We start from the raw sequence: 20,004 nt of genomic DNA, 5'->3' as shown, positions 1-20,004 counted from the left end.
GTGGACTCTCCCTACATCTGCCTGAACAGCGACTGGTAGGGCGCTGAGACCGGCAGCAGTTCGCGGCGCCCTTTCAAGCGTATCTGCATGTTTCCGCGGGCATCACGCAGCACGCGGTCGATGGCATGCACATTGACGATGGACGCACGGTGCACGCGCCAGAAGCAGGTCGGGTCGAGCTCGTCGCCCAGCTCCTTCAGGGTCTTGCTGATCACCGACTCGTCCTCGGCCGTGACCACGAGCGTGTATTTGCTGTCGGCGCGGAAATACAGGATCTCGTCGACGGTGATGATCTGCACGGTCTGGCCGCGCGAGACGTTGACCCAGTGCAGGTGGCGCCGCGGGTCCGCGGCGGCACCTGCGGCGATCCGCTGCAGCGTGCGCTCCAGGTCGTCCGGCCGGGCAGTGATGCGTTCGCGCAGCCGCTCGACCGTCAGCGCCAGCCGCGCGGTCGACAGCGGCTTGAGCACGTAGTCCACGCCGCCGGCCTCGAAGGCCTCGATCGCGTGCTGGTCGTAGGCGCTGATGAAGGCGACGTGGCAGTGGCCGGCCGCGCGCCGCGCCACCTCCAGCCCCGACAGGCGCGGCATGTGGATGTCGAGGAAGGCGATGTCGGGATGCTGCTCCTCCAGCGCCAGCAGCGCCTGCACGCCGTCGCGCACGCTGGCGACGATGCGCAGCTGCGGCCACAGCTGGGCGAGCTGCTCGCGCAGCTCCGCTTCGAGCAGCGGCTCGTCCTCCGCGATCAGGGCCGTCGGTGCCCGCGGTTCAGGGCTGTTCATGCGGAACCTCGATGCGCAGTTCGAAGGGACCGGCCGGCAGGCCGCTGCGCCACAGCCTGGCCCGGTCGCCGTAGAGCAATGCCAGCGATCCTTGCGCCTGCTGCAGCCAGTCCTCGGAAGGCGGGTGCGGCGCGATCAGGCGCAGCGTCCTGCAGGCGGCGCAGCGGTCGCCGTTGCTGTCGTCATCGCCGACAAGTGCCAGCTGGCCTGGGCCGGCCATGCCGGCCAGCGCGCCGCTGACCAGCGGCAGCAGCACGCCGGGCGGGAACTCGCCGCCCTGGCGATCGAGTCCGGTATCGACGTCCAGCGTGATCGCGTGGCCGCGGGACAGCGCATGCACGCGCACGCAGGCCACCGCCAGCGCGATCTCCTGCGGCAGCGTCGAGGTGCGGCTGTCCACCCGCGGCATGGCCGCGCGCAGGTACAGCACCAGCGCGTCGAACAGCGCGTCGGCGCGTGCGCTGTCGGTGCGCTGCAGCCGCTCGATCGTGTCCAGCGCGTCGAACAGCTGGCCGGGGTTGACGCGCGCCTGCACCGCGCCCAGCTGGGCGTCGACGAGCTCGCGGCGTGCCGCCAGCTGGGCCTGCTGCACCTCGCGCAGCTGGCCAGTGGAGCGGGCGTGGCGGACGGTGCCGGCGCGCGCCCAGGCGAGGAAGGCGGCGCTCATCAGGCTGGTCCAGCCGGTCAGCAGGAAGGCATTCGTGCCGTCGGCGAGCAGGCCGAGGCGGGTCGCGTAGAGGTCGGGCAGCGGGCTCAGCAATGGCGTGACGGTCGCGCCGACGACGGCCGCGACACCGAACTGCGCGAGTGGCCGGGCGAAGCGGCGGCCGGCGGCCCGCAGCGCGGCCAGCTGAAGGGCGGCGATGACGGCGTAGGTCTGAAGGTGGTACAGCGCGAACAGCAACAGGTCGTGACTCAGGCGCCCGCTGACCAGCCAGGCGCCCGGCAGGTAGAGCACGGCGGCGGCGCCGACCACGGCCGCCGCCAGCAGCAGGTCGTCGCGCAGCGCCGGCGGCACGTCGATCGACGGATGAAGCGCCGCCTTCATGCAGCCGCCGTCGGCAAGGTGATGACGGCCTCGACGCCCGGCTGCCGGGGCAGCAGCGCGAGCCGGGCCCGGGGGCCGAAACGTGCGCGCAGCTGGCTGCGCGCGTTGGCCAGTCCGATGCCGGTGCCGGCCACCTGCGCGGCGCCCAGGCCGACGCCGCTGTCGCGCACGCGGATGCTCAGCCAGCCGTCCTGCGCCTGTGCGCTCACGTCGACGCGGCCGCCGGCAGGCGAGGGCTCGATGCCGTGGCGGATCGCGTTCTCCACCAGCGTCAGCACCACCATCGGCGGGAAGGCCAGCGCCGCGCAGTCGCCAGCGTCATCGACGTGCCAGTCCAGCCGGGTCGGCATGCGCATCGAGATCAGCATCAGGTAGGACTGCACCAGGGCCAGCTCGTCGCCCAGCGTCGCGTCGTCGCGGCGCAGCTGCGGCAGCGCGGCGCGCAGATAGCGCTTGAGGCTCTGCATCATCGGGCCGGCACGGTCGGGCTCGGTGCGGTAGAGGCGGCGCATGTTGGCCAGCGTGTTGAACAGGAAGTGCGGCTCGAGCTGGGCCCGCAGCAGCTGCAGCCGACGCTGGCGCGACTCGCGCTCCAGCGTCGCGGCCGCCAGCCGTGCCTGCTGCGCCCGCGCCTCGGCGTCGCGGGCGCGCAGCCAGAGCGTCTGCACGCCGACGAGATAGATCGCGACGACGGCCAGGCGCGCGGCCAGCACGGCGGCGAAGCCCAGATCGGGCGCCACCGCGAAGCGGCTGCGCCACAGTGTTCCGAACAGCGTGTAGACCAGCGTGAGCCCGTAGAAGGCCAGCGACATCCAGGCCAGCCGGCTCCAGCGGCCTGCGCCCCGGCGGATGCAGGCCGCGTCGATGACCAGGTAGGCGCCGTACAGCAGCAGCGCCAGGGCGGCCAGCTCGCCGAGGTATTCGACCCAGGCCACGGCGATCTCCCACGGCGTCCAGAGCTCGAAGAGCGTGGCCTGCAGCAGCATCTGCAGGGACAGGCAGACCGTGGTGAGCGCGGTCAGCGCCAGCGCACGGCGATGACGACGGGCCTGCCATCGGCTCAGTCCTGGCCAGGCGCCGGCAGCGGCTGGAACCTCTGGCTCAGCACCCATGTGCTCACGTCCTTGCCGAGCGTGGCGCCGGCGACGGTGGCGCTGCGGAAATGCATGCCGCCGAGGATGCGCGCGGCCCTGACGTCGGCGACCAGCGCGTCGGTGCTGTCGTAGTGCTGCGAGCTCGCGCTGGCCTTGCTGTCGAAGTCATAGGCGATCTGCGTCGTGCCGTAGGTGGCGGCCAGCGCAGCGGCGGCGGCGCCGGCCACGCAGGCGTGCGCGGCAGGGTACTCCGGGTGTGGCGGCGTCGGCAAGAACGAGGTCCAGGTCGGGTCGGCGACGGTGGCGTCGTTGCCGTCGCTATCGCCGAGATTGATGGCACTGAGGGGGCGCCATGACAGGTAGTGGTACTTGGCCTCGAAGCAGGCGATGGTGGCGTCGGCATGGGTGACCCACAGCAGCGCCCCCAGCCGGGCCTGCTCGGTCGGCGAGTTGCGGTGCGCCGGCATGAAGCGGCCCAGGTTGCGCGGCCAGAAGGTGAACGGCGGCTCGGTATGGAAGCGCGCCTGCGTGGCCTGCTCGGCCGTGCGCGCCGAGCTGGCGGCGCCGCCGAGCAGGCGGGTCTCGTCGTAGTCGGCCGCGTAGGCGGCGCTGCCCAGGGCCGGCGGGGCGGCCGGGCGGAACTGGGCCGCGCTGCTGAGCGCGAACGGGCGGATGAAGGGATAGCTGCGCCCGACCAGGGCCGGCCCGCGGAACTCGCCCGGCGCGCTGCCGGCGACGAAGGGCGCCAGCGCGGTCGCTCGGCCGTCGTTGGCGCGCGCCGCCAGCACGCGCCGGGCGATGTCACTGCCCAGCGCCAGCCCCTTGGCCGTGGTGGCGCCGCCGGGCAGCCGGGCCAGCTGCTCGTCGTAGAGCGGCTGGTAGGTGGCCACGCGGCTCGGGAACAGGCCCTTCAGCACGCCATAGGCCGCGGCCGCGATCGCGGCGTCGGTCGAGGCGCCGTTGGTGACCGAGGGCGGGGAGGCGTAGAAGGGCTGGTGGGTGCGGGAAATCGCGACGGCGGCGTCGTACATGGCGACGTGCAAGGTGGCCAGGTCGACCGAATAGATGGACTGCATCTCCTCGGGCGTGCCGCTGGCCGCATTGGGCTGGTTGATGGTGGCCGCCCCGACGGTGGCCCAGGCCGAGACCACGTCGGGCACGGTGGCGCTGCCGGACAGCGCCTGGGCCACTGCGGCGGGTTCGTCGAACGCGGGGCCCGAGCCGCCGCAGCCGGCGATGAGGGCGAGGGTGCAGGCCGCGATCAACGTGTGCGCGGCACGGAGTTCAGGCATGTGGTGCATGGCAGTTCTTCCCTGAGTGCGGGCGCGGCGGCGAGGGATTCGCGCACCGGAAACACACCGCGGGGCCGACTCTGGCCAGTCGCTCCTGCGGCAGGGAGCGGCCCACGACGAGCGCGCCCGCAAGGGCGACGAATGCGGGCCTCGCGCGACAGGCACCGCGCCCGGGCGCCGGCCTGCTGGCTTGGCCTAGCATTGCAGCCATGAAGATCGCTGCGCTGCAAATGGTTTCTGGCCCCGACGTGGCCGCCAACCTCGCCTCCGCCCGCCGCCTGCTGGAGGACGCCGCCCGGCGCGGTGCCCGGCTCGCGGCCCTGCCCGAGTATTTCTGCCTGATGGGCATGCACGACAGCGACAAGCTGGCGCTGGCCGAAGCCGAGGGCGAAGGCCCAATCCAGGCCATGCTGGCGGGCGCCGCGCATGACCTGGGCCTGTGGATCATCGGCGGCACGCTGCCGATCAAGTCCGCGACCGCCGAGCGCGTGCGCAACGCGACGCTGGTGTTCTCGCCTGCCGGCGAGCGCGTCGCGCGCTACGACAAGATCCACCTGTTCGCCTTCGACAACGGCCGCGAGAGCTACGACGAGGGCCGTGTGCTGGAGCCGGGCAGCCAGCCGACGCGCTTCGACGCGGAGGGCCTGCAGGTCGGCCTGTCGGTCTGCTACGACCTGCGCTTCCCCGAGCTCTACCGCGCCTACGCCGGCTGCGACCTGCTGGCCGTGCCGGCCGCCTTCACCTACACCACCGGCCAGGCCCACTGGGAGCTGCTGCTGCGCGCCCGCGCCGTCGAGAACCAGTGTTATGTCGTGGCGCCGGCCCAGGGCGGCCAGCATGCCAACGGCCGGCGCACCTGGGGTCACAGCATGGTCATCGACCCCTGGGGCCAGGTGCTCGGGCTGCTGGCCGAGGGCGAGGGCGTTGTCGTCGCCGAGGTCGATCCGGCCCGGCTCGCCCAGGTGCGCCAGCAACTGCCCGCTCTGGCCCACCGCAAGCTCTGAGCGCGTAGACCCCGATGCGCTGCGCCGCGGGGTGAGCCGAGAATCCGCGCCACTCCGTCTCCCGGCCGATCCCGGGCGGCGTCTGCAAAGGATTCCCCATGACTGAAGCAACGGCCGGCCGCACGACGGCCTGGCTGGTGGGGGCGCTGGTCGCGCTCTCGCTGTACGGCAATTTCTACGTGTACGACTCCATCGGCCCCGTGGCCGATCTGCTGCAGCAGCAGCGGGGTTTCAGCGACACCCAGGTCGGCCTGCTGAACGCGATCTACAACCTGCCCAACGTCGTGCTGATCCTGGTCGGCGGCGTGCTGGTGGACCGCTTCGGTGCGGCGCGCATGACGCTGATCACCGCCGGCATCTGCTTGGCCGGCGCCTTGCTGACGGCCTTCAGCCCCGGCTTCGCCGGCATGGCCGCGGGGCGGCTGCTCTACGGCATCGGCGCCGAGACCTTCAACATCGCCACGCTGGCCGCCCTGGCCCAGTATTTCGCCAGCGGCAGCATCGCCTTCGTCATGGGCCTGACGCTGGCCATCGGGCGCCTCGGTTCCTACAGCGCCGACATGTCGCCCACCTGGTTCGCCACCGCCTACGCTCAGGGCTGGCAGCCGCCGCTGGTCATTGCCGCCGTCATCGCGGCGACCTCCTTCGCCGCCGCTGCCGCCTACTGGTGGGTGGACCGCGGCCGCTCCGGCCAGAGCGCGGTGGCGCCCGTGGCCGAGCGCTTTGTGGCGCGTGATCTGCTGCACTTCGGCAAAGCCTACTGGTATCTGCTGGCGCTTTGCGTGCTGTGGTACTCGGTCATCCTGGCCTTTCGCAGCACCTTCTCCATCAAGTATTTCCAGCACACGCACGGGCTGGACCTTGCCACGGCCGGCGAGATGAACAGCTATGTCTTCCTGGCCGCCGTGTTCGCCACGCCGGCCTTCGGCTGGATGTGCGACCGGCTGCACCGTTATGCCCCCTTCCTCGCCTTCGGCGCGCTGCTGCTGCCCATCGCGCTGGCCGTGCTGGCGCTGACGTCCTGGAGCCTGTGGCTGCCGACGGCGCTGATCGGCATCAGCTACTCCCTGGTGCCCGCCGTCATGTGGCCGCTGACGAGCCGCCTCGTCGCGCCGGCGCGCTTCGGCACGGCCATCGGACTGATGTGGGTGGTGCAGAACGCCGGCATCGGCGGCGCCAACATGGTGGCGGGCTGGCTCAACGACCAGGCCGGTGCCAGCGCCGCCAACCCGGCCGGCTACGCGCCGATGATGGCCTTCTTCGGGCTGACCAGCGTGGCCGGCGTCGTGTTCGCGCTGCTGCTGTGGTGGACGGCCGGGCAGGGCCGGCACGAGCAGGCCGCTACGGCCTGAGCGTGACCAGGTCGCGCAGCATCAGCTCGATGTTGGCGCGCAGCGCGCGCTCGTTGGCGATGCGCAGCCGCTCGTTGGGCGACAGGATGGCTTCGCCCAGGCGCGCCTCGTCGGTGTTGGCGATGCGCCGCTGGTAGACGACGCGGCCGTCGGCCGCCATGTCCACCAGCGTGTAGCGCACCGCCACGCCCACCGTCACGCCGACCGCGGGCACCAGCGGCTGGTCCAGCGGTGCCAGCTCCGCCTGCAGCTCGAAGCGGGCGGCCGGCAGCGGCGCGGGCGGCTTCATGCCGACGGCGTGGAGCGACTCGTCCAGCGCCAGCTGCAGCGCCATGGCGCTGACCTTGGAGCCCCACCAGCGGTTGGTCTCCTGGCCGCCCCTGACCGGGGCGACGGCGACCTGCGCCTTCAACGCGTCCGGCACCCAGCCACGGATCTGCAGCGCATCCGCGGGGCTGACGACCATGGGCAGGGGCTGGCTGGGCGTGCCGCAGCCGGCCAGCAGCAGGGCAAGCAGGGCAAGCAGGGCGGCGGGGATGAGGGCGGCGCGTGGCATGGGTGACCCATGCTAGGCCGCTGCGGGCCCGGCATGGCGCGCAAAAGCGGGGCTGGGACCGGCTTATTCGGCGTCAGGGCGCCGTCGGCGCGCGCAGCGCCTCGATGACTTCCAGCATGCCGCGCACCTTGAAGGGCTTGAGCAGCAGGCGGCAGACGTCGAGCTCCTTCAACCGCATGGCCAGCTCCACGTCGCAGGCCGCGGCCGTGGCTGCCACCGGCATGCCGGGCGGCTGCGAGGTGTTGCCGGCGCGCAGCCGGCGCAGCAGGTCCAGCGACTCGCCCTCCTCGTCGATGGCGATCAGCAGCGCATTGAAGCGGCGCTCGAACAGCAGGCGTTCGGCGATGGTGGCGTTGGTCGCCTCCTGCACGTCGGCCAGGCCCATGTCGCGCGCCATGACCGACACCGTGCGCCGCAGCACGAACTGCGGCTCCAGCAGCAGCAGGCGGCCGCCGGGGGTGACGACGGTGCTCATGCCTCGCCCTCGCCCTGTCCCGTCAGCTCGGCGACGACCAGATCGCGCAGCGTGCCGAGGATGGCGCGGTCCATTGCGTCGAACTGGCGCGGCCGGGTGTCGATGAGGCAGAGCGTGCCGATCGCCGCGCCGCCCGGCAGCGCCAGCGGCGCGCCGACGTAGAAGCGGATGAAGGGCGCCCCGACGACGAGGGGGTTGTCGGCGAAGCGCGGGTCCAGCGCGGCGTCCATCACCTCGAAGAGATCGGGCTGCACGATGGCATGGCCGCAGAAGGAGATCTCGCGCGAGGTCTCGCAGGCCGCCAGGCCGACGCGGGCCTTGAACCACTGGCGCTGCTCGTCGACGAGGCTGATCAGCGCGATGGGCACATCGAACTCCTCGGCGGCAAACGCGACGATGCGATCGAAGCGTTCCTCGGGGGGCGTGTCGAGGATGAGCAGCTCGCGCAGCGCGCGCAGGCGTTCGGCGTCGTTGGCGGGAATGGGCGCGGGAATCATGCGTGGGGCGGCGGCGTTGGCCGGAGTCTAGGCTGTGCTCCCTCCGGCTGTCACCGCACGTCGAGGGTGTAGGTCACGGCCTGGGACAGGGCGGGCAGGATGCCGCCGAAGTTCAGCGTGTAGCGGCCCGGCTTGAGCGGCCCCAGGGCCACGTAGTAGCCGTTGCCGGCGGCCGGCGCGTCGTCGTCCGGCGCCACCAGGAAGCAGCCGCGCGTGGCCTGGCGGTGGGCGGCCAGGCCACCGAAGCGCTTGCCGTTCACCTCCAGCACCAGGGCCGCGGGAGCCTCGGTCTGGTCCTCGGCGCGCAGCATCAGCGAGGCGCAGGCCTCGCGCTCGTCGTCGGGCGGGAAGGCGATGAAGTTGATCAGCGGGAAGAAGATCGTCTTGCCGGCGGGGACGCGGCAGCTGCGCACCGCGCGCCGCGTGTCGTAGGTGCCGGCCAGGAACCACACCGGGCCGGACTGCCCGTTGGCGCAGCGGCTGCCGTCGGCATCGCCCACGGGGCTGTCCTCGTCCTCGAAGGACAGGGCCCAGTGCCACCAGCGCTTGGACCATTCCTCCTGCGAGGCGCCGGCAATGGGCTTGGCCGGCGGAATGAGCTGGGCCTGGGCGGAGGCGGCCAGCAGCAGGGCGGCGAGAGCGAGGGTGGGGCGCAAGCGGTTCTCCAGATCAGCGGCGCTGGCCGGGGCGCTCCATGGCGACCTCCGACACGCGAAAGCCCAGTTTTTCGTAGAAGGCGGCCACGCCGTCGCGGCCGGCGCGCAGCACCCAGGTCATGCGCTCGTTGCTGCCCATGGCCGTCTGCACGAGCTGAGTGCCGATGCCGCGCCCGCGGTGCGAGGCGGCGACGATGACCATGGACATGTAGCCGTTGAACAGGCCGTCGGTGATCGCCCGCAGGAAGCCGACGACCTGGCCTTCGTCCACCGCGACCAGGGCGAGCTGGGACTGGGCCAGCAGCTGGCGGAACACGACGGGGTCCTGCACGCGCGGCCCCCAGCCGTTGTCGACCATCAGCAGCCGCGCCGCTTCGATCTCATCGGGCTGGATGGGTCGGATCTGCATTCATCCTCCGAACATCATGCGGCGCGCCAGGGCCGTCTTCAGCGGCGTGGCCAGCTCCAGCCCGGCCAGGGCCAGGCCGCGCAGCGCCGGCAGGCCCGGCAGGCGCCAGGCGAAGCTGCGGGCGAGGAAGTCGGTGGCGGCGATCATGGGCCAGCGATCGGGGGCGCGCTGCCAGTCGACACGGGCCAGCGCGGCGTCCAGCCCCTGGCCGGTCTCGGCGGCCCGTTCCTGCCATTCACGCAACGCGTCCACCAGCGCCTGGGCGTCGCGCAGGCCCAGGTTGAGGCCCTGGCCGGCGACCGGGTGCAGCGTCTGCGCGGCATTGCCGATGCGCAGCGCGCGGCCCTGCAGCAGCCGGGTCTCGGCGTTCAGGCCCAGCGGGAAGCATTTCAGCACCGAGATGGCGGTCAGCCGGCCGGCCACGGCAGGCAGCTGCTGCTGGATGACGGTCAGGCGCTGGGCATCGCCGAGCGAGGCGATGTCGTCCTCGGCCTGGGGCAGGCACCAGACCAGCGCCGCGCGCGGTCCCTGCGCGTCGTCTGGCAGCGGCAGCAGGGCCAGCGGGCCGTTGCGCGTGAAGCGCTCGATGGCCAGGCCCTGCAGGCCCGGTGCGGCCAGGCGCACGGTGCCAACCCAGGCGTTCTGGTGGTAGTCGCTGGTGATGCTCTTGCGGTCCTGCTCGGCGAACACGCCGCCCTCGGCGACGACGGCGAGATCGAAGCGGTCGACGATGGGCCCTTCGCCGCAGTCCAGTTCCACGCCGCCTGCCTGCGAGCGGATGGCGTGCACGGCGGTGTCGAAGCGGGTGAACAGGCGTTGCGGCGCGGCGGCCGCCAGCGCCAGCCAGCGCTGTTGCAGCGGCGCGACGAGGGCGCCGTAGGGCAGCACGGCGCCGAGCTGGGGCAGACCCTGCTCGGCCGCGCTGATGCGCACCTCGCCGGCGATGGGCGCGGGTGGCGCCTGGCTGACGTGCACGGCCCGGATGGCCTGGGCGGCATCGGGCCGCCAGGCCGACAGGCGCTGCAGCAGCCGGATGCTGCCGAGGTTGAGCGCCAGCGTGCGCGCATCGCCGCTGATGTCGCGCTCCAGCGGGCGGGTGTCGAAGAGGTGGATTTCGGTGTCGCCCAGGCGCTGGGCGGCCAGCAGGGCGAGGGCGAGGCCGGCAGGGCCTGCGCCGATGACGGCGAGCTTCATGCCCTCAACGATAGATCATCGATAGCGTTCGACGATGCGCGCCAGGCTGCCGTCGGCCTGCATGGCGGCCAGCGCGGCGTCGAGATCGGCCAGCGCCAGCGTAGCGTGGGGCGACAGCGCGCAGGACGTGCGCCAGTGGGCCACCGGCAGGGGCGGGTGCAGGGCCAGCGGCACCTCGCCGCGGCGCAGCAGGTAGTCGAAGCTGGCGCGGCCGACGAGGGCGTGGTCGACGCGGCTGACGGCGAGCTTGCGCAGCAGGCTGTCCAGGCCGGGGCCGTCGTCGCGCAGGAAGCCTGCGCCAAGCACGGCCTTCACCTGGGCGTACTCGAAGCCGGCGATGGTGCCGATGCGCTGGCCGGCGACGTCCTGCAGGCGTGCCGGCGCAGGTTGCCGCTTCGTGGTGATGAGCAGCTCGCCGTCGTCCAGGAAGGGGCGGCTCCATTGCAGCGACCCGGGCAGCCAGGCTGGCAAGTAGGTGCAGATCAGGTCGGCTTCGCCGGGCGTCAGCAGCAGCGAGGCGACACGCCGGCGCGGCACGACGCGAAAGCGCAGGCGGCGGGCGAGGCGGCGGCCGAGCTCCACGGCGATGTCGTGCTGCAACCCGTCGACGACCTGGCCGTCCCGGATCAGAGCCTGGGGCATCTGCACGGCGCTGTCGATCAGCACCACCAGCGGCGCATCGGCCGCGGCCGCCGACGCGGTGGCGGGCAGGGCCAGCAGCAGGTGGCGCCGTGTCAGCTTCATGGGGTTCAGCGCAGCCGCTCGACGATGCGCGCCAGGCTGCCGTCGGCCTGCAGGGCCGCGAGGGCGGCGTCGAGCTGGGGCAGCGCGAGGCTGCTGCGCGGCGACAGCGCGCAGGCCGTGCGCAGCCGCGCGATGACCAGCGGCGGGTGCAGGGCCAGCGGTACCTCGCCGCGGCGCTGCAGGTAGTCGAAGGTGACGCGGCCGACGAGGGCGTGGTCCATGCGGCCGGAAGCGAGCTTGCGCAGGTTGGCGATCAGATTCGGTGCGTCGTCGCGCACGAAGCCGGCGCCCAGCGCCGTCTCGGTCTCGGGATAGAGGAAGCCCGCCACCGTGCCGACGCGCTGGCCCGCCACGTCCTGCAGCTGGGCCGGCGCGGGCCGGCGTGCGGCGGTGACGAGCATGTCGGCGTCGTCCAGGTAGGGGCGGCTCCACTGCAGCGGACCGGGCAGCCAGCCGGGGAGGTAGTTGCAGACGAGGTCGGCGTCCTGGCCCCGGTCCAGCAGCGCGGCGATGCGCCGGCGCGGCACGAGGTGAAAGCGCACGGCGCGGCCCAGGCGCTGGCCGAGTTCGAGGGCGAGGTGGTACTGCAGGCCGTCGACGGGCTGGCCGTCCCTGAACAGGGCCTGCGGCATTTCGAGGCTGCCGTCCATGAGCACGTGCAGCAGCGCCTCGTCGGCGCGCGCCATGCCGGCACCGGCCAGCGCCACCATCAGCAGGTGGCGCCGTGTCGGGCATCCCACCATCGTTCCCCCGTCATGCGCCCCGCCCCCGGCGCGCTCGGGGGCATTGTGGCGATGTGCCGGCGCCCCGGCCGGGGCGCGCTTAAGCTGTCGCTTTTCCGCACCTCAGCCCCAGGACATCTCCATGCAATACCGCCGCCTCGGCCGCGCCGGCCTCCAGGTCTCCGAACTCTCGCTCGGCTCCTGGGTCACGTATCACAACCAGGTCGACACCAAGGCCGCCACCGAGATGCTGGCCGCCGCCTTCGACGCCGGCATCAACTTCTTCGACAACGCCGAGGTCTACGCCCAGGGCGAGAGCGAGGTCGTCATGGGCCAGGCCTTCAAGGCGCTGGGCTGGAACCGGTTGGACTACATCGTCTCCAGCAAGTTCTTCTGGGGTCTGCAGCGCGACGGCGTGACCGTGAACCGCAAGGACACGCTGAACCGCAAATACCTGATGCAGGCGGTGGACGGCTCGCTCAAGCGCATGCAGCTGGAACACCTGGACCTGATCTACTGCCATCGCCCCGATCCCAACACGCCCATCGAGGAAACCGTCTGGGCGATGAGCGACATCATCCGCCAGGGCAAGGCGCTGTACTGGGGCACCAGCGAGTGGAGCGCCGCCGACATCCGCGCCGCCTGGGACATCGCCGACCGCCACCACCTGCACAAGCCGGTGATGGAGCAGCCGCAGTACCACCTCTTCCACCGCAAGCGCGTGGAGCAGGAGTACGCGCGGCTCTACGAGGACATCGGCCTGGGCCTCACGACCTGGAGCCCGCTGGCCTCGGGCCTGCTGACCGGCAAGTACCGCCACGGCATCCCCGCGGGCAGCCGCGGCGCGCTGGAGAACATGAGCTGGATGCGCGAGCAGCTGCAGGACAAGGCCCGCAACGACGCCGTCGGCCAGCTGGCCGAGATCGCCGCCGAGCTGGGCTGCAACACGGCGCAGCTGGCCATCGCCTGGATCAACCGCAACTCGCGCGTGTCCACCGTCATCCTGGGCGCCAGCCGCATCGAGCAGCTGCAGGACAACCTCGGCGCGCTGGCGGTCACGCCCAAGCTGACGGCCGAGGTCGTCGAGCGCATCGAGGCTGTCACCGCGCCGCTGGCGCGCTGAGGCTCAGGCGGCCGGCCCGGCCACGGGCACCCAGACGCGAAAGCGCGTGCCCGCGCCGGGGGCGGACTGCACATCGATGCGCCCGCCGTGCTTCTGCGCGATGGAGAAGGCCATCGACAGGCCCAGGCCCGTGCCCTGGCCCACTGGCTTGGTCGTGTAGAAGGGCTCGAAGATGCGACGCTGCACCTCCGGGCTCATGCCGCAGCCGTCGTCCGCCACCTCGACCCAGGCCCAGTCGCGCCCATCCTGCTGCTGCAGGCCGGTGGCCAGGACGATGATGCCGCGCCGCTCGGGCGCCATCGCGTGAGCGGCGTTCACGATCAGGTTCATGAACACCTGGTTGAGCTGGCCGGCCAGGCAGCGCACGGGCGGCAGCGAACCGTAGGCGCGGCGCACGTCGGCGCGGTACTTGACCTCGTTCATGACGACGTTGAGCGTGGACTCCAGGCCGGCGTTGAGGTCGGCGTCCTGCCAGTCGGCATGGTCCACGCGCGAGAAGTCCTTCAGGTCCTGCACGATCTTGCGCACCCGCGAGAGGCCGTCCTCGCTCTCGTCGAGCAGGGTGGGCAGGTCCTCGGTGATGAAATCCAGGTCGGCGGCCTGCCTCAGCGCGGCCAGCTCGGCGTCGGCAGGCCCGCGCTCGCGGCAGGCGTAGGCCTGGATCAGGCCCAGCAGCTGCTCGACGTAGCGGCGCAGCGTGCCGAGGTTGGAGTTGACGAAGGCGATGGGGTTGTTGATCTCGTGCGCCACGCCGGCTGCCAGCTGGCCGATGGAGGCCAGCTTCTCGGACTGCAGCAGCTGGTTCTGCGCCTCCTCCAGCCGCGCATTCGTCATCTGGATGTTGCGGTAGTTGCTGACCAGCTCTTCCTGCGCGCGCATGACCTCGCTGCGGTCCTGCAGCAGCCACCACATGCCCGGCGAGCCGCCGGCGGCGTGGGAGGCGTAGGCGATGAGCTGCACCCAGATGCGCCGGCCGTTCCAGGTCTGCAGCCACATCTCGTGCACGAGGGACGTGCCGGCCCGCCGCGCGTTGTCGGCCAGCCGGCCCAGGTCGCGCAGATCCGCGTCGTCGAGAAAGAAGCGCCGCAGCGGCTGCTCGCAGGCCTGGGTGCCGGTCGGCAGTTCGAGGATCTCGGCGAACTGCTTGTTGCTGCGGCTGATGCGCAGGTCGCGCGTGGCGACGATGCCCACCGAGGCGTTCTCCATGAAGGCTTCCAGCTCCCGGTGGGTCCGCCTGAGCTCGGCGGTGCGCTGCGCGACGATGGACTCCAGCCCGGCCTGGTGGTTGCGCAGGATGTCCTGCACTAGGTGGATGTCGCTGAGGTCCTGGCAGGTCAGCAGCACCAGCGGTACTGCGGCAGCCTCGCCGCCCAGGCGACGCGCGGTGATCTCCAGCTGGCGGCGGGTGCCGCTGGCGCTCAGCGCCTCGATCTCGATGGCGGGCAGGGGGGCGTCGCTGTCCAGGCAGCGGCGGCCGTAGTCGCGCAGCCGGTCCTGCTGCGCCGGCGCGGCCCAGGCCTGCGGTGCCAGTTGCAGCAGTTCGTCCGCCGGGCGACCCAGCAGGCGCTGCATGGCGTCGTTGGCGAACAGGATGCACTCGCCGTCATGCGCCAGCAGTGCGGTGCTCACGGCCTCCAGCCCAGTGCGCAGGCCGGGCGGTAGCGGCCGGGCCCGGCAGGGCTGGATGCGCGCGTTCATCGCCAGGCCACGCGCGCGTCGACGGGGTCGAGCAGATAGGCGCCGTCGCTGCTCCGGCGCACCTGCGTGATGCCCGGCTCCATGCGCTCCAGGCGCCGGCATTCCACCTCCTGCGGGCTCAGCTCGCCCAGGGCCAGGCGCTGGCGCTCGGCCAGCAGCTCGACCGCCAGCTGCTGGCGGTGTTCCTCCAGCTGCTCATGCACGGCGGACAGCAGTTCTGGCTCGTTCCAGGGCTTGGACAGGAAGAGCGAGATGCGGGCCGAGTTGATGGCGTCGGCCAAGCCTTCGAAGTCGGCGTGGGCGGACAGGATGACGCGCCGGCAGTCCGGCTGGCGCTCGCGCAGGTGGGCCAGGAATTGCGCGCCGTTCATGCCCGGCATGCGGAAGTCGCTGATCGCCAGCGCGAAGGGCTGCTCGCTGGCGCGAGCCAGGGCGGCGGCGGGATCGGTGAAGGCCTCGGTGCGCAGCGGCATCCACAGGCCGTCGGTGGCGCCGCGGCGCAGCGTGCGCACGAGTGCGTGGAGGATGGCGGGCTCGTCGTCGACGAGGAGCACATGCGGGGGCGCGGAGGCGGTCAGCGGGGTGTTCATGAGGGGCTTTCGGCAGGCAGGTCAGGGCAGGGCGGGCGTGGATTGCGGGCGGGTGTCGCGGATGCGGAAGACGATGCCGAGGCCTTCGCGGGCCACCAGATCCCGGATGGTGGCGATGACGCCGGCGTCGAAGACAAAGCCCGCCGCCAGCAGCAGCGCGCCGTGAGGGCTCAGCAGGTCCTGCGCCATCACCATGCCCGGGCGCAGCTCGGCCGCGCTGAGTTCGCGATCGCGCGGCGCCGGGCCGGGGGCGGCGCTCATGAGGCGCTCGAAGGCCGCCACGACGGCCGGCGAGTAATGCGAGCCGGCCGTGCCGCGGATCACGGCCCGGGCCTGGGCTGCGTCGTGGCGGCGCTCGGACAGCCGGCCCGCCTGCAGGCCCTCGCAGGCCGCGGCCAGGCCGACCACCTGGGCCGCCAGCGGCAGTTCGGCCCCGCCGAGGCCGTCGGGGAAGCCGTGGCCGTCCACCCGCTCCTGGTGAGCGCGCACGAGGCGGGCGGCGCCGCGCAGACCCGACAGCGGCATCAGTGCCGCTTCGCCGAGCAGCGGGTAGCGGCGGTACAGCGCCAGATCCTCGCCGCCCATGACGGACACGGGCTTGCGCAGCAGCGCGTCGGGCAGGCTGATCTTGCCCACCTCGTGCAGCAGGCCCGCGGCGTAGCAGTCGTCCTGCTCGGTGGGGGAGAGGGCGAGGGCGGCCGCCAGGCGGCGTGCCAGCTGGCCCACGCGCTCCGCATAGCCGACCTTGCCGGCGTCGCGCAGCTCCACCAGCCCGGCGAAGACCTTGATCGACAGCAGGAAGTTGTCGCGCAGCTCGGCAAAGGCCCGCTCCAGCATGCCGTTCACCTGCGACAGCTCGGCCGTGCGCGCCGCCACGCGGCGCTCCAGTTCCTCGTTGTGCCGCTGCGTCTGCGCCAGCAGGTGGCGGTTCTCCTGGCGCAGCCGGTGGCGCTCCAGCCCGTCGCGCACGGCCAGCAGCAAATCCTGGTCGTCCCAGGGCTTGGCGATGTAGCGCTGGATCTCGCCCTGGTTGATGGCCGCGATCGTCGAGTCGATGTCGGCATAGCCGGTCAGCAGCAGGCGCGCCACGTCGGGCCAGCGCCGGCAAACCGTCTGCTGCAACTGCGCGCCGTTCATGCCCGGCATGCGCATGTCCGACAGCACGAGATCGACCTGTTCCTGTGCCAGGATCTCCAGTGCCGCGGCCCCGCTCTCGGCCAGCAGGATGCGGTGGCCCTGCGGCCGGAACAGGCGCCGCAGCGCACTGAGGATGGCGGGCTCGTCGTCGACGAACAGCAGGGTGGCGGGTGCCGGCGCCGGGGACGGATGGGCAGACAGGGCGGACAGGGCGGGGGGCGCGAGGGGTGCATCCATGAGGCAGGAACTCCGGCAGCCCCGGCGGATGGCTGTGTTGGGGCTCGGCTGCTAGTTTCTGCTTAAGTGATAGAAGCAACCAGATGTAATTGATAAAAACATTCTCTGACGCCGACTAATTCACGTTCCTGGGGGTGTCCGGCCGGCCGGTGGATGGCAGCCGTGAGTTTTCCCGTGAGGGCTTGTGCCGGCATGCCGGGCCTGCGGCGTGGCTGAGAATGCCGCGCATGAGGGTGTCCATAACAAAAGGGTGTGCAGCCCTGTTGCTCGTCTTGGGGCTGGCGACTGCGGCGCAGGCCGTCGTGCCGCGCTTCGAGCCGATCGGCGAGCCGGGGGCGGTGCGGGACAACGTGGTCTCCGCCCTGGCCCTGGACGCCCGCGGCCTGCTCTGGGCCGGTTCGCCCGAGGGCCTGTTGCGCTTCGATGGCTATGCCTTCCGCCGCTACCCGCTGAGCGGCCCGGACGGCCAGCTGCTGCCCGAGCAGTTCGTACGCTCCATGCTGCCCGACCCGCGCGGCTGGATGTGGGTGGCCGCCGGCAACAGCGGCCTGGTGCGCATGGACATGGCCACCGGCCGCTGGGACCGCTGGGCACGCGACGGCAAGTCCGCCGACGAGACGGCGCCCGCCGCCAACACCGTGCGCACCCTCGCGCTGGAGACCGACGGCACGCTGTGGATCGGTGGCAGCGGCGGCCTGGACCGCTTCGACGTCAAGAGCCAGCGCTTCACCCACCACCGCGGCCGGGAAGATGGCCTGCCCGACCCGCGCGTGCAGACCCTGCTCGTCGACCGCCAGGGCACGCTGTGGATCGGCACCTGGCGCGGCCTGGCGCGCAAGGCGCCGGACGGCCCCATCGAGACGCTGGACGTGGACGTCGGCGACCAGCTCGTCACGCTGCTCAGCGAGACGCTGGACGGCCGCATCATCGTCGGCACGGCCCAGGGGCGGCTGCGTGCGCTGTCGCCGCAGGGGCAGCCCCTGCCCTTCAGCCCCGGCGCCCAGCCGGGCGCGACCGCGGGCGCGTGGCCCGTCATGGCCATGGCCCAGCCGGACGCCGACGAGCTGTGGTTCGGCGACGCCTCGGGCCTGTCGCGTCGGCGCGCCACCGACGGCGCGCTGATCGAGCGCCTGCCCGCCACCGGCGCCGGTAGTGCACCGCGAAGCGACGTGCGCGCGCTGCTGCGCGACCCCTCGGGCACCCTTTGGGCCGGCAGCTACGGTGGCGGCCTGATGCGCCACGTGCCGCCGCTGCCGGGCCTGTCCATGGTGCGCGAGGCCATCGGCGCGGTGTCCGGTGGGCTGGACGTGCGCAGCGTGCTGCAGCTGGACAACGGCGAGATCTGGCTCGGCACGCTGGCCGGCGGCATCGAACGCCGCGACCGCCAGCTGCAGCCGCTGGGCCTCATCGCGCCCGGCGCGGGCGGCCTGCCGCCGGGGCGCATCAACGCCCTCGGCCAGAGCCGGGACGGCTCCGTCTGGGTCGCCATCGACACCCAGCTGCTGCGCTTCGACACCCAGGGCCGCTGGAAGGAAACGCTGCGCAGCGGCAACGCCGTGCCGCGGCGCTTCCACGCCACCGACGATGGCGCGCTGTGGATCGCGACGCTGGACGGCGTCATGCGCTGGACGCCGTCCAAGCCCGTCATGCGCGCCATCCCGACGTCCGGGCTGGTGGGCGGCACCGGAGAGGTCAACGCCTTCGCCACGCTGCCCGACGGCAGCCTGTGGGCCGGCGGTGCGGCCGGCCTGTTCCGCATCGCCAAGCCCGGCGCGGACGAGCCCGTGGCCGAATGGGTGGAGCCCAAGGGCCTGACCGGCCAGACCGTGCTGGGCATGGCCGTCGACCTGGCCGGGCGGCTGTGGGTGGACACCGGCACCGGCCTGCATCGCCTGATCGACAGCGACGGCAAGCGCGCGCGCTTCGAGGTCATCGGCGCCTCCGACGTCGGCGGGGCCTTCGGCGCCAACCTGCTGTTCGACAAGCAGGGCCGCATCTGGTCGCAGCGCAACATGTACGATCCGCGCAGCGGCGAGCGCCGCGAGCTGGGTGCTGCCGACGGCGCCGACCTCGGCACCGGCTGGTTCCGCAGCTACGCCAGGCTCGACGACGGCCGCCTGCTGTTCGGCGGCGCGCGTGGCCTGCTGGTCATCGACCCCGAGCGCTTCATGCCCTGGACCTACAGGCCGCCGCTGGTCGTCTCCGAGCTGCGCGTGGACGGCGAGGAGCGCCCCCTGCCGACCGGCGCCGCCCCCATCGTGCTGGCCCCCGGCGAGCGCGGCCTGAGCCTGGGGTTCGCGTCTCTGGACTACAGCCAGCCCGGCCGCAACCGCTACCGCTACCGCCTCGAGGGGCTGGACGCCGGCTGGATCGACGCCGGCGGCGCCATCGGCCGCGCGGCCGCGTACACCAACCTCTCGCCGGGCCGCTACCAGCTGCGCGTGCAGGGCAGCAACCGTGACGGCGCCTGGAGCCCCAACGAACTCAGGATCGGCGTGGACGTGCGCGCGGCCTGGTGGCAGACACGCTGGGCCCTGGCCGGCGTCGTCCTTGCCGCCGTGCTGCTGGTCGCCGCCATCGTCAACATGCGCACGCGGCTGCTGCTGCGCCACCGCCGCGTGCTGGAGGCGCGCGTGCGCGAGCGCACCGAGGCGCTGGAAGTGGCCACTGCCGAGCTGCACCGCAAGTCCGTCGAGCTGGAGGAAGCCAGCCTCACCGACCCGCTGACCGGCCTGCGCAACCGCCGCTTCCTGGACCGCCAGATGCCGGCCGACGCGGCCCTCACCGTGCGCCACTACGAGGCCTCCATCACCGAAGCCGAGAGCGAGCAGGACCTGCTCTTCTTCCTCATCGATATCGACCACTTCAAGCGCATCAACGACGCCCACGGCCACATGGCCGGCGACGCGGTGCTGGAGCAGATGCGCGGCCGGCTGGAGCAGGTCTTCCGCGCCACCGACTACCTGGTGCGCTGGGGCGGCGAGGAGTTCCTCATCGTCGCCCGCGGCACGCCGCGCGGCCGTGCGGCCGAACTCGCCGAACGCGCCCGCCAGGCCGTCTCGGCCCAGCCCTTCGAGCTCGACAGCGGCCTGCGCGTGGCGCAGACCTGCTCGGTCGGCTTCTCCGCCTTCCCGCTGTGCACGCGGCTGCCGCGCGCGCTGGACTGGCGCGCCGCCATCGACCTGGCCGACGCGGCCCTCTACGACGCCAAGGAGACCGGCCGCAACGCCTGGGTGGGCTTGCTGCAGGCCGAGGCTGACAGCGAGAACGAGCTGCGCCAGGACATCCGCCGCCCGCTCGACACCTGGGCTGCCAGTGGCAGGCTGACGTTGCTGCGCTCCTGACGCACCATTTGCAGGCACACAGTCGTTTGCCGGGCCTCAACACTCAGCAA

At 72.4% G+C, this 20,004-nt stretch carries 19 protein-coding genes; 4 read left to right on the top strand and 15 right to left on the bottom strand.

Annotated features, from left to right (window positions below; all coding sequences use genetic code 11):
- Positions 1-11: 11 nt before the first annotated feature.
- From AC07VX_RS11665 to AC07VX_RS11650, 4 genes are read right to left on the bottom strand one after another with little or no spacing between them, the layout of a single operon-like run.
- Positions 12-782 (bottom strand): LytR/AlgR family response regulator transcription factor, encoded by a 771-nt coding sequence (locus AC07VX_RS11665; RefSeq protein ID WP_493164896.1) that lies wholly within the window; start codon positions 780-782, stop codon positions 12-14.
- Complete coding sequence (locus AC07VX_RS11660) at positions 769-1,830, bottom strand: histidine kinase (protein WP_493164895.1); 1,062 nt, start codon at positions 1,828-1,830, stop codon at positions 769-771. The genes AC07VX_RS11665 and AC07VX_RS11660 overlap by 14 nt, the downstream gene beginning before the upstream one ends.
- Positions 1,827-2,942 (bottom strand): sensor histidine kinase, encoded by a 1,116-nt coding sequence (locus tag AC07VX_RS11655; RefSeq protein WP_493164894.1) that lies wholly within the window; start codon positions 2,940-2,942, stop codon positions 1,827-1,829. The genes AC07VX_RS11660 and AC07VX_RS11655 overlap by 4 nt, the downstream gene beginning before the upstream one ends.
- Entirely contained in the window at positions 2,891-4,216 is a 1,326-nt protein-coding gene (locus AC07VX_RS11650) for a vanadium-dependent haloperoxidase (protein ID WP_493164893.1), read from the bottom strand. Before AC07VX_RS11650 ends, AC07VX_RS11655 begins: the two co-directional genes overlap by 52 nt.
- 209 nt (positions 4,217-4,425) lie before the next feature.
- Here AC07VX_RS11650 and AC07VX_RS11645 point away from each other — a divergent pair, with 209 nt between their 5' ends.
- Together AC07VX_RS11645 and AC07VX_RS11640 are read left to right on the top strand one after the other, a co-directional pair.
- The gene (locus AC07VX_RS11645; RefSeq protein WP_493164892.1) at positions 4,426-5,220 is read left to right on the top strand and encodes a carbon-nitrogen hydrolase family protein; all 795 of its coding nucleotides are present in this window, start codon (positions 4,426-4,428) and stop codon (positions 5,218-5,220) included.
- A 98-nt stretch (positions 5,221-5,318) separates the two neighbouring features.
- Positions 5,319-6,572, top strand: a complete 1,254-nt coding sequence (locus AC07VX_RS11640; RefSeq protein WP_493164891.1) for an MFS transporter — start codon at positions 5,319-5,321, stop codon at positions 6,570-6,572.
- On the opposite strand, the gene AC07VX_RS11635 is transcribed toward AC07VX_RS11640, so the two are convergent.
- The 8 genes from AC07VX_RS11635 to AC07VX_RS11600 form a co-directional block, all read right to left on the bottom strand.
- On the bottom strand, positions 6,562-7,128 hold the full coding sequence (locus AC07VX_RS11635; protein WP_493164890.1) for a hypothetical protein: 567 nt from the start codon (positions 7,126-7,128) through the stop codon (positions 6,562-6,564). The two genes, AC07VX_RS11640 and AC07VX_RS11635, sit on opposite strands and share 11 nt — an antisense overlap.
- A gap of 73 nt (positions 7,129-7,201) precedes the next feature.
- Positions 7,202-7,603, bottom strand: coding sequence for a response regulator (locus AC07VX_RS11630; protein ID WP_493164889.1), 402 nt, complete (start codon positions 7,601-7,603; stop codon positions 7,202-7,204).
- Positions 7,600-8,100 carry a GAF domain-containing protein gene (locus AC07VX_RS11625; protein WP_493164888.1) on the bottom strand — a complete coding sequence of 167 codons (501 nt, stop codon included), beginning with the start codon at positions 8,098-8,100 and terminating at the stop codon, positions 7,600-7,602. Before AC07VX_RS11625 ends, AC07VX_RS11630 begins: the two co-directional genes overlap by 4 nt.
- 50 nt (positions 8,101-8,150) lie before the next feature.
- Positions 8,151-8,756, bottom strand: a complete 606-nt coding sequence (locus tag AC07VX_RS11620; RefSeq protein WP_493164887.1) for a hypothetical protein — start codon at positions 8,754-8,756, stop codon at positions 8,151-8,153.
- A gap of 13 nt (positions 8,757-8,769) precedes the next feature.
- Complete coding sequence (locus tag AC07VX_RS11615; protein WP_493164886.1) at positions 8,770-9,165, bottom strand: GNAT family N-acetyltransferase; 396 nt, start codon at positions 9,163-9,165, stop codon at positions 8,770-8,772.
- Positions 9,166-10,359 carry an FAD-dependent monooxygenase gene (locus AC07VX_RS11610; protein WP_493164885.1) on the bottom strand — a complete coding sequence of 398 codons (1,194 nt, stop codon included), beginning with the start codon at positions 10,357-10,359 and terminating at the stop codon, positions 9,166-9,168. It lies immediately after the preceding gene.
- A 15-nt stretch (positions 10,360-10,374) separates the two neighbouring features.
- A complete protein-coding gene (locus AC07VX_RS11605; protein ID WP_493164884.1) occupies positions 10,375-11,103 on the bottom strand; it encodes a hypothetical protein in 729 nt (242 codons plus the stop codon).
- A 5-nt stretch (positions 11,104-11,108) separates the two neighbouring features.
- On the bottom strand, positions 11,109-11,846 hold the full coding sequence (locus AC07VX_RS11600; RefSeq protein WP_493164883.1) for a substrate-binding periplasmic protein: 738 nt from the start codon (positions 11,844-11,846) through the stop codon (positions 11,109-11,111).
- Positions 11,847-11,967: 121 nt separating this feature from the next.
- Here AC07VX_RS11600 and AC07VX_RS11595 point away from each other — a divergent pair, with 121 nt between their 5' ends.
- On the top strand, positions 11,968-12,948 hold the full coding sequence (locus AC07VX_RS11595) for a potassium channel beta subunit family protein (protein WP_493164882.1): 981 nt from the start codon (positions 11,968-11,970) through the stop codon (positions 12,946-12,948).
- Between the two features lie 3 nt (positions 12,949-12,951).
- Here AC07VX_RS11595 and AC07VX_RS11590 read toward each other — a convergent pair whose 3' ends face one another.
- The 3 genes from AC07VX_RS11590 to nosR form a co-directional block, all read right to left on the bottom strand.
- Entirely contained in the window at positions 12,952-14,577 is a 1,626-nt protein-coding gene (locus tag AC07VX_RS11590) for an ATP-binding protein (protein WP_493164881.1), read from the bottom strand.
- Positions 14,578-14,642: 65 nt separating this feature from the next.
- On the bottom strand, positions 14,643-15,236 hold the full coding sequence (locus tag AC07VX_RS11585; RefSeq protein ID WP_493164880.1) for a response regulator: 594 nt from the start codon (positions 15,234-15,236) through the stop codon (positions 14,643-14,645).
- Positions 15,237-15,257: 21 nt separating this feature from the next.
- A complete protein-coding gene (gene nosR / locus AC07VX_RS11580) occupies positions 15,258-16,610 on the bottom strand; it encodes a response regulator c-di-GMP phosphodiesterase, NosR family (protein ID WP_493164879.1) in 1,353 nt (450 codons plus the stop codon).
- A 263-nt stretch (positions 16,611-16,873) separates the two neighbouring features.
- Between nosR and AC07VX_RS11575 the strand changes: the two genes are divergently transcribed.
- Positions 16,874-19,954 carry a ligand-binding sensor domain-containing protein gene (locus AC07VX_RS11575; protein ID WP_493164878.1) on the top strand — a complete coding sequence of 1,027 codons (3,081 nt, stop codon included), beginning with the start codon at positions 16,874-16,876 and terminating at the stop codon, positions 19,952-19,954.
- Positions 19,955-20,004 lie beyond the last annotated feature (50 nt).

This window comes from Roseateles sp. GW821-FHT03B02 (genome assembly GCF_059421025.1).
Note: the sequence above shows the minus strand (reverse complement) of the source record. Positions and strands in the feature narration are given on the sequence as shown.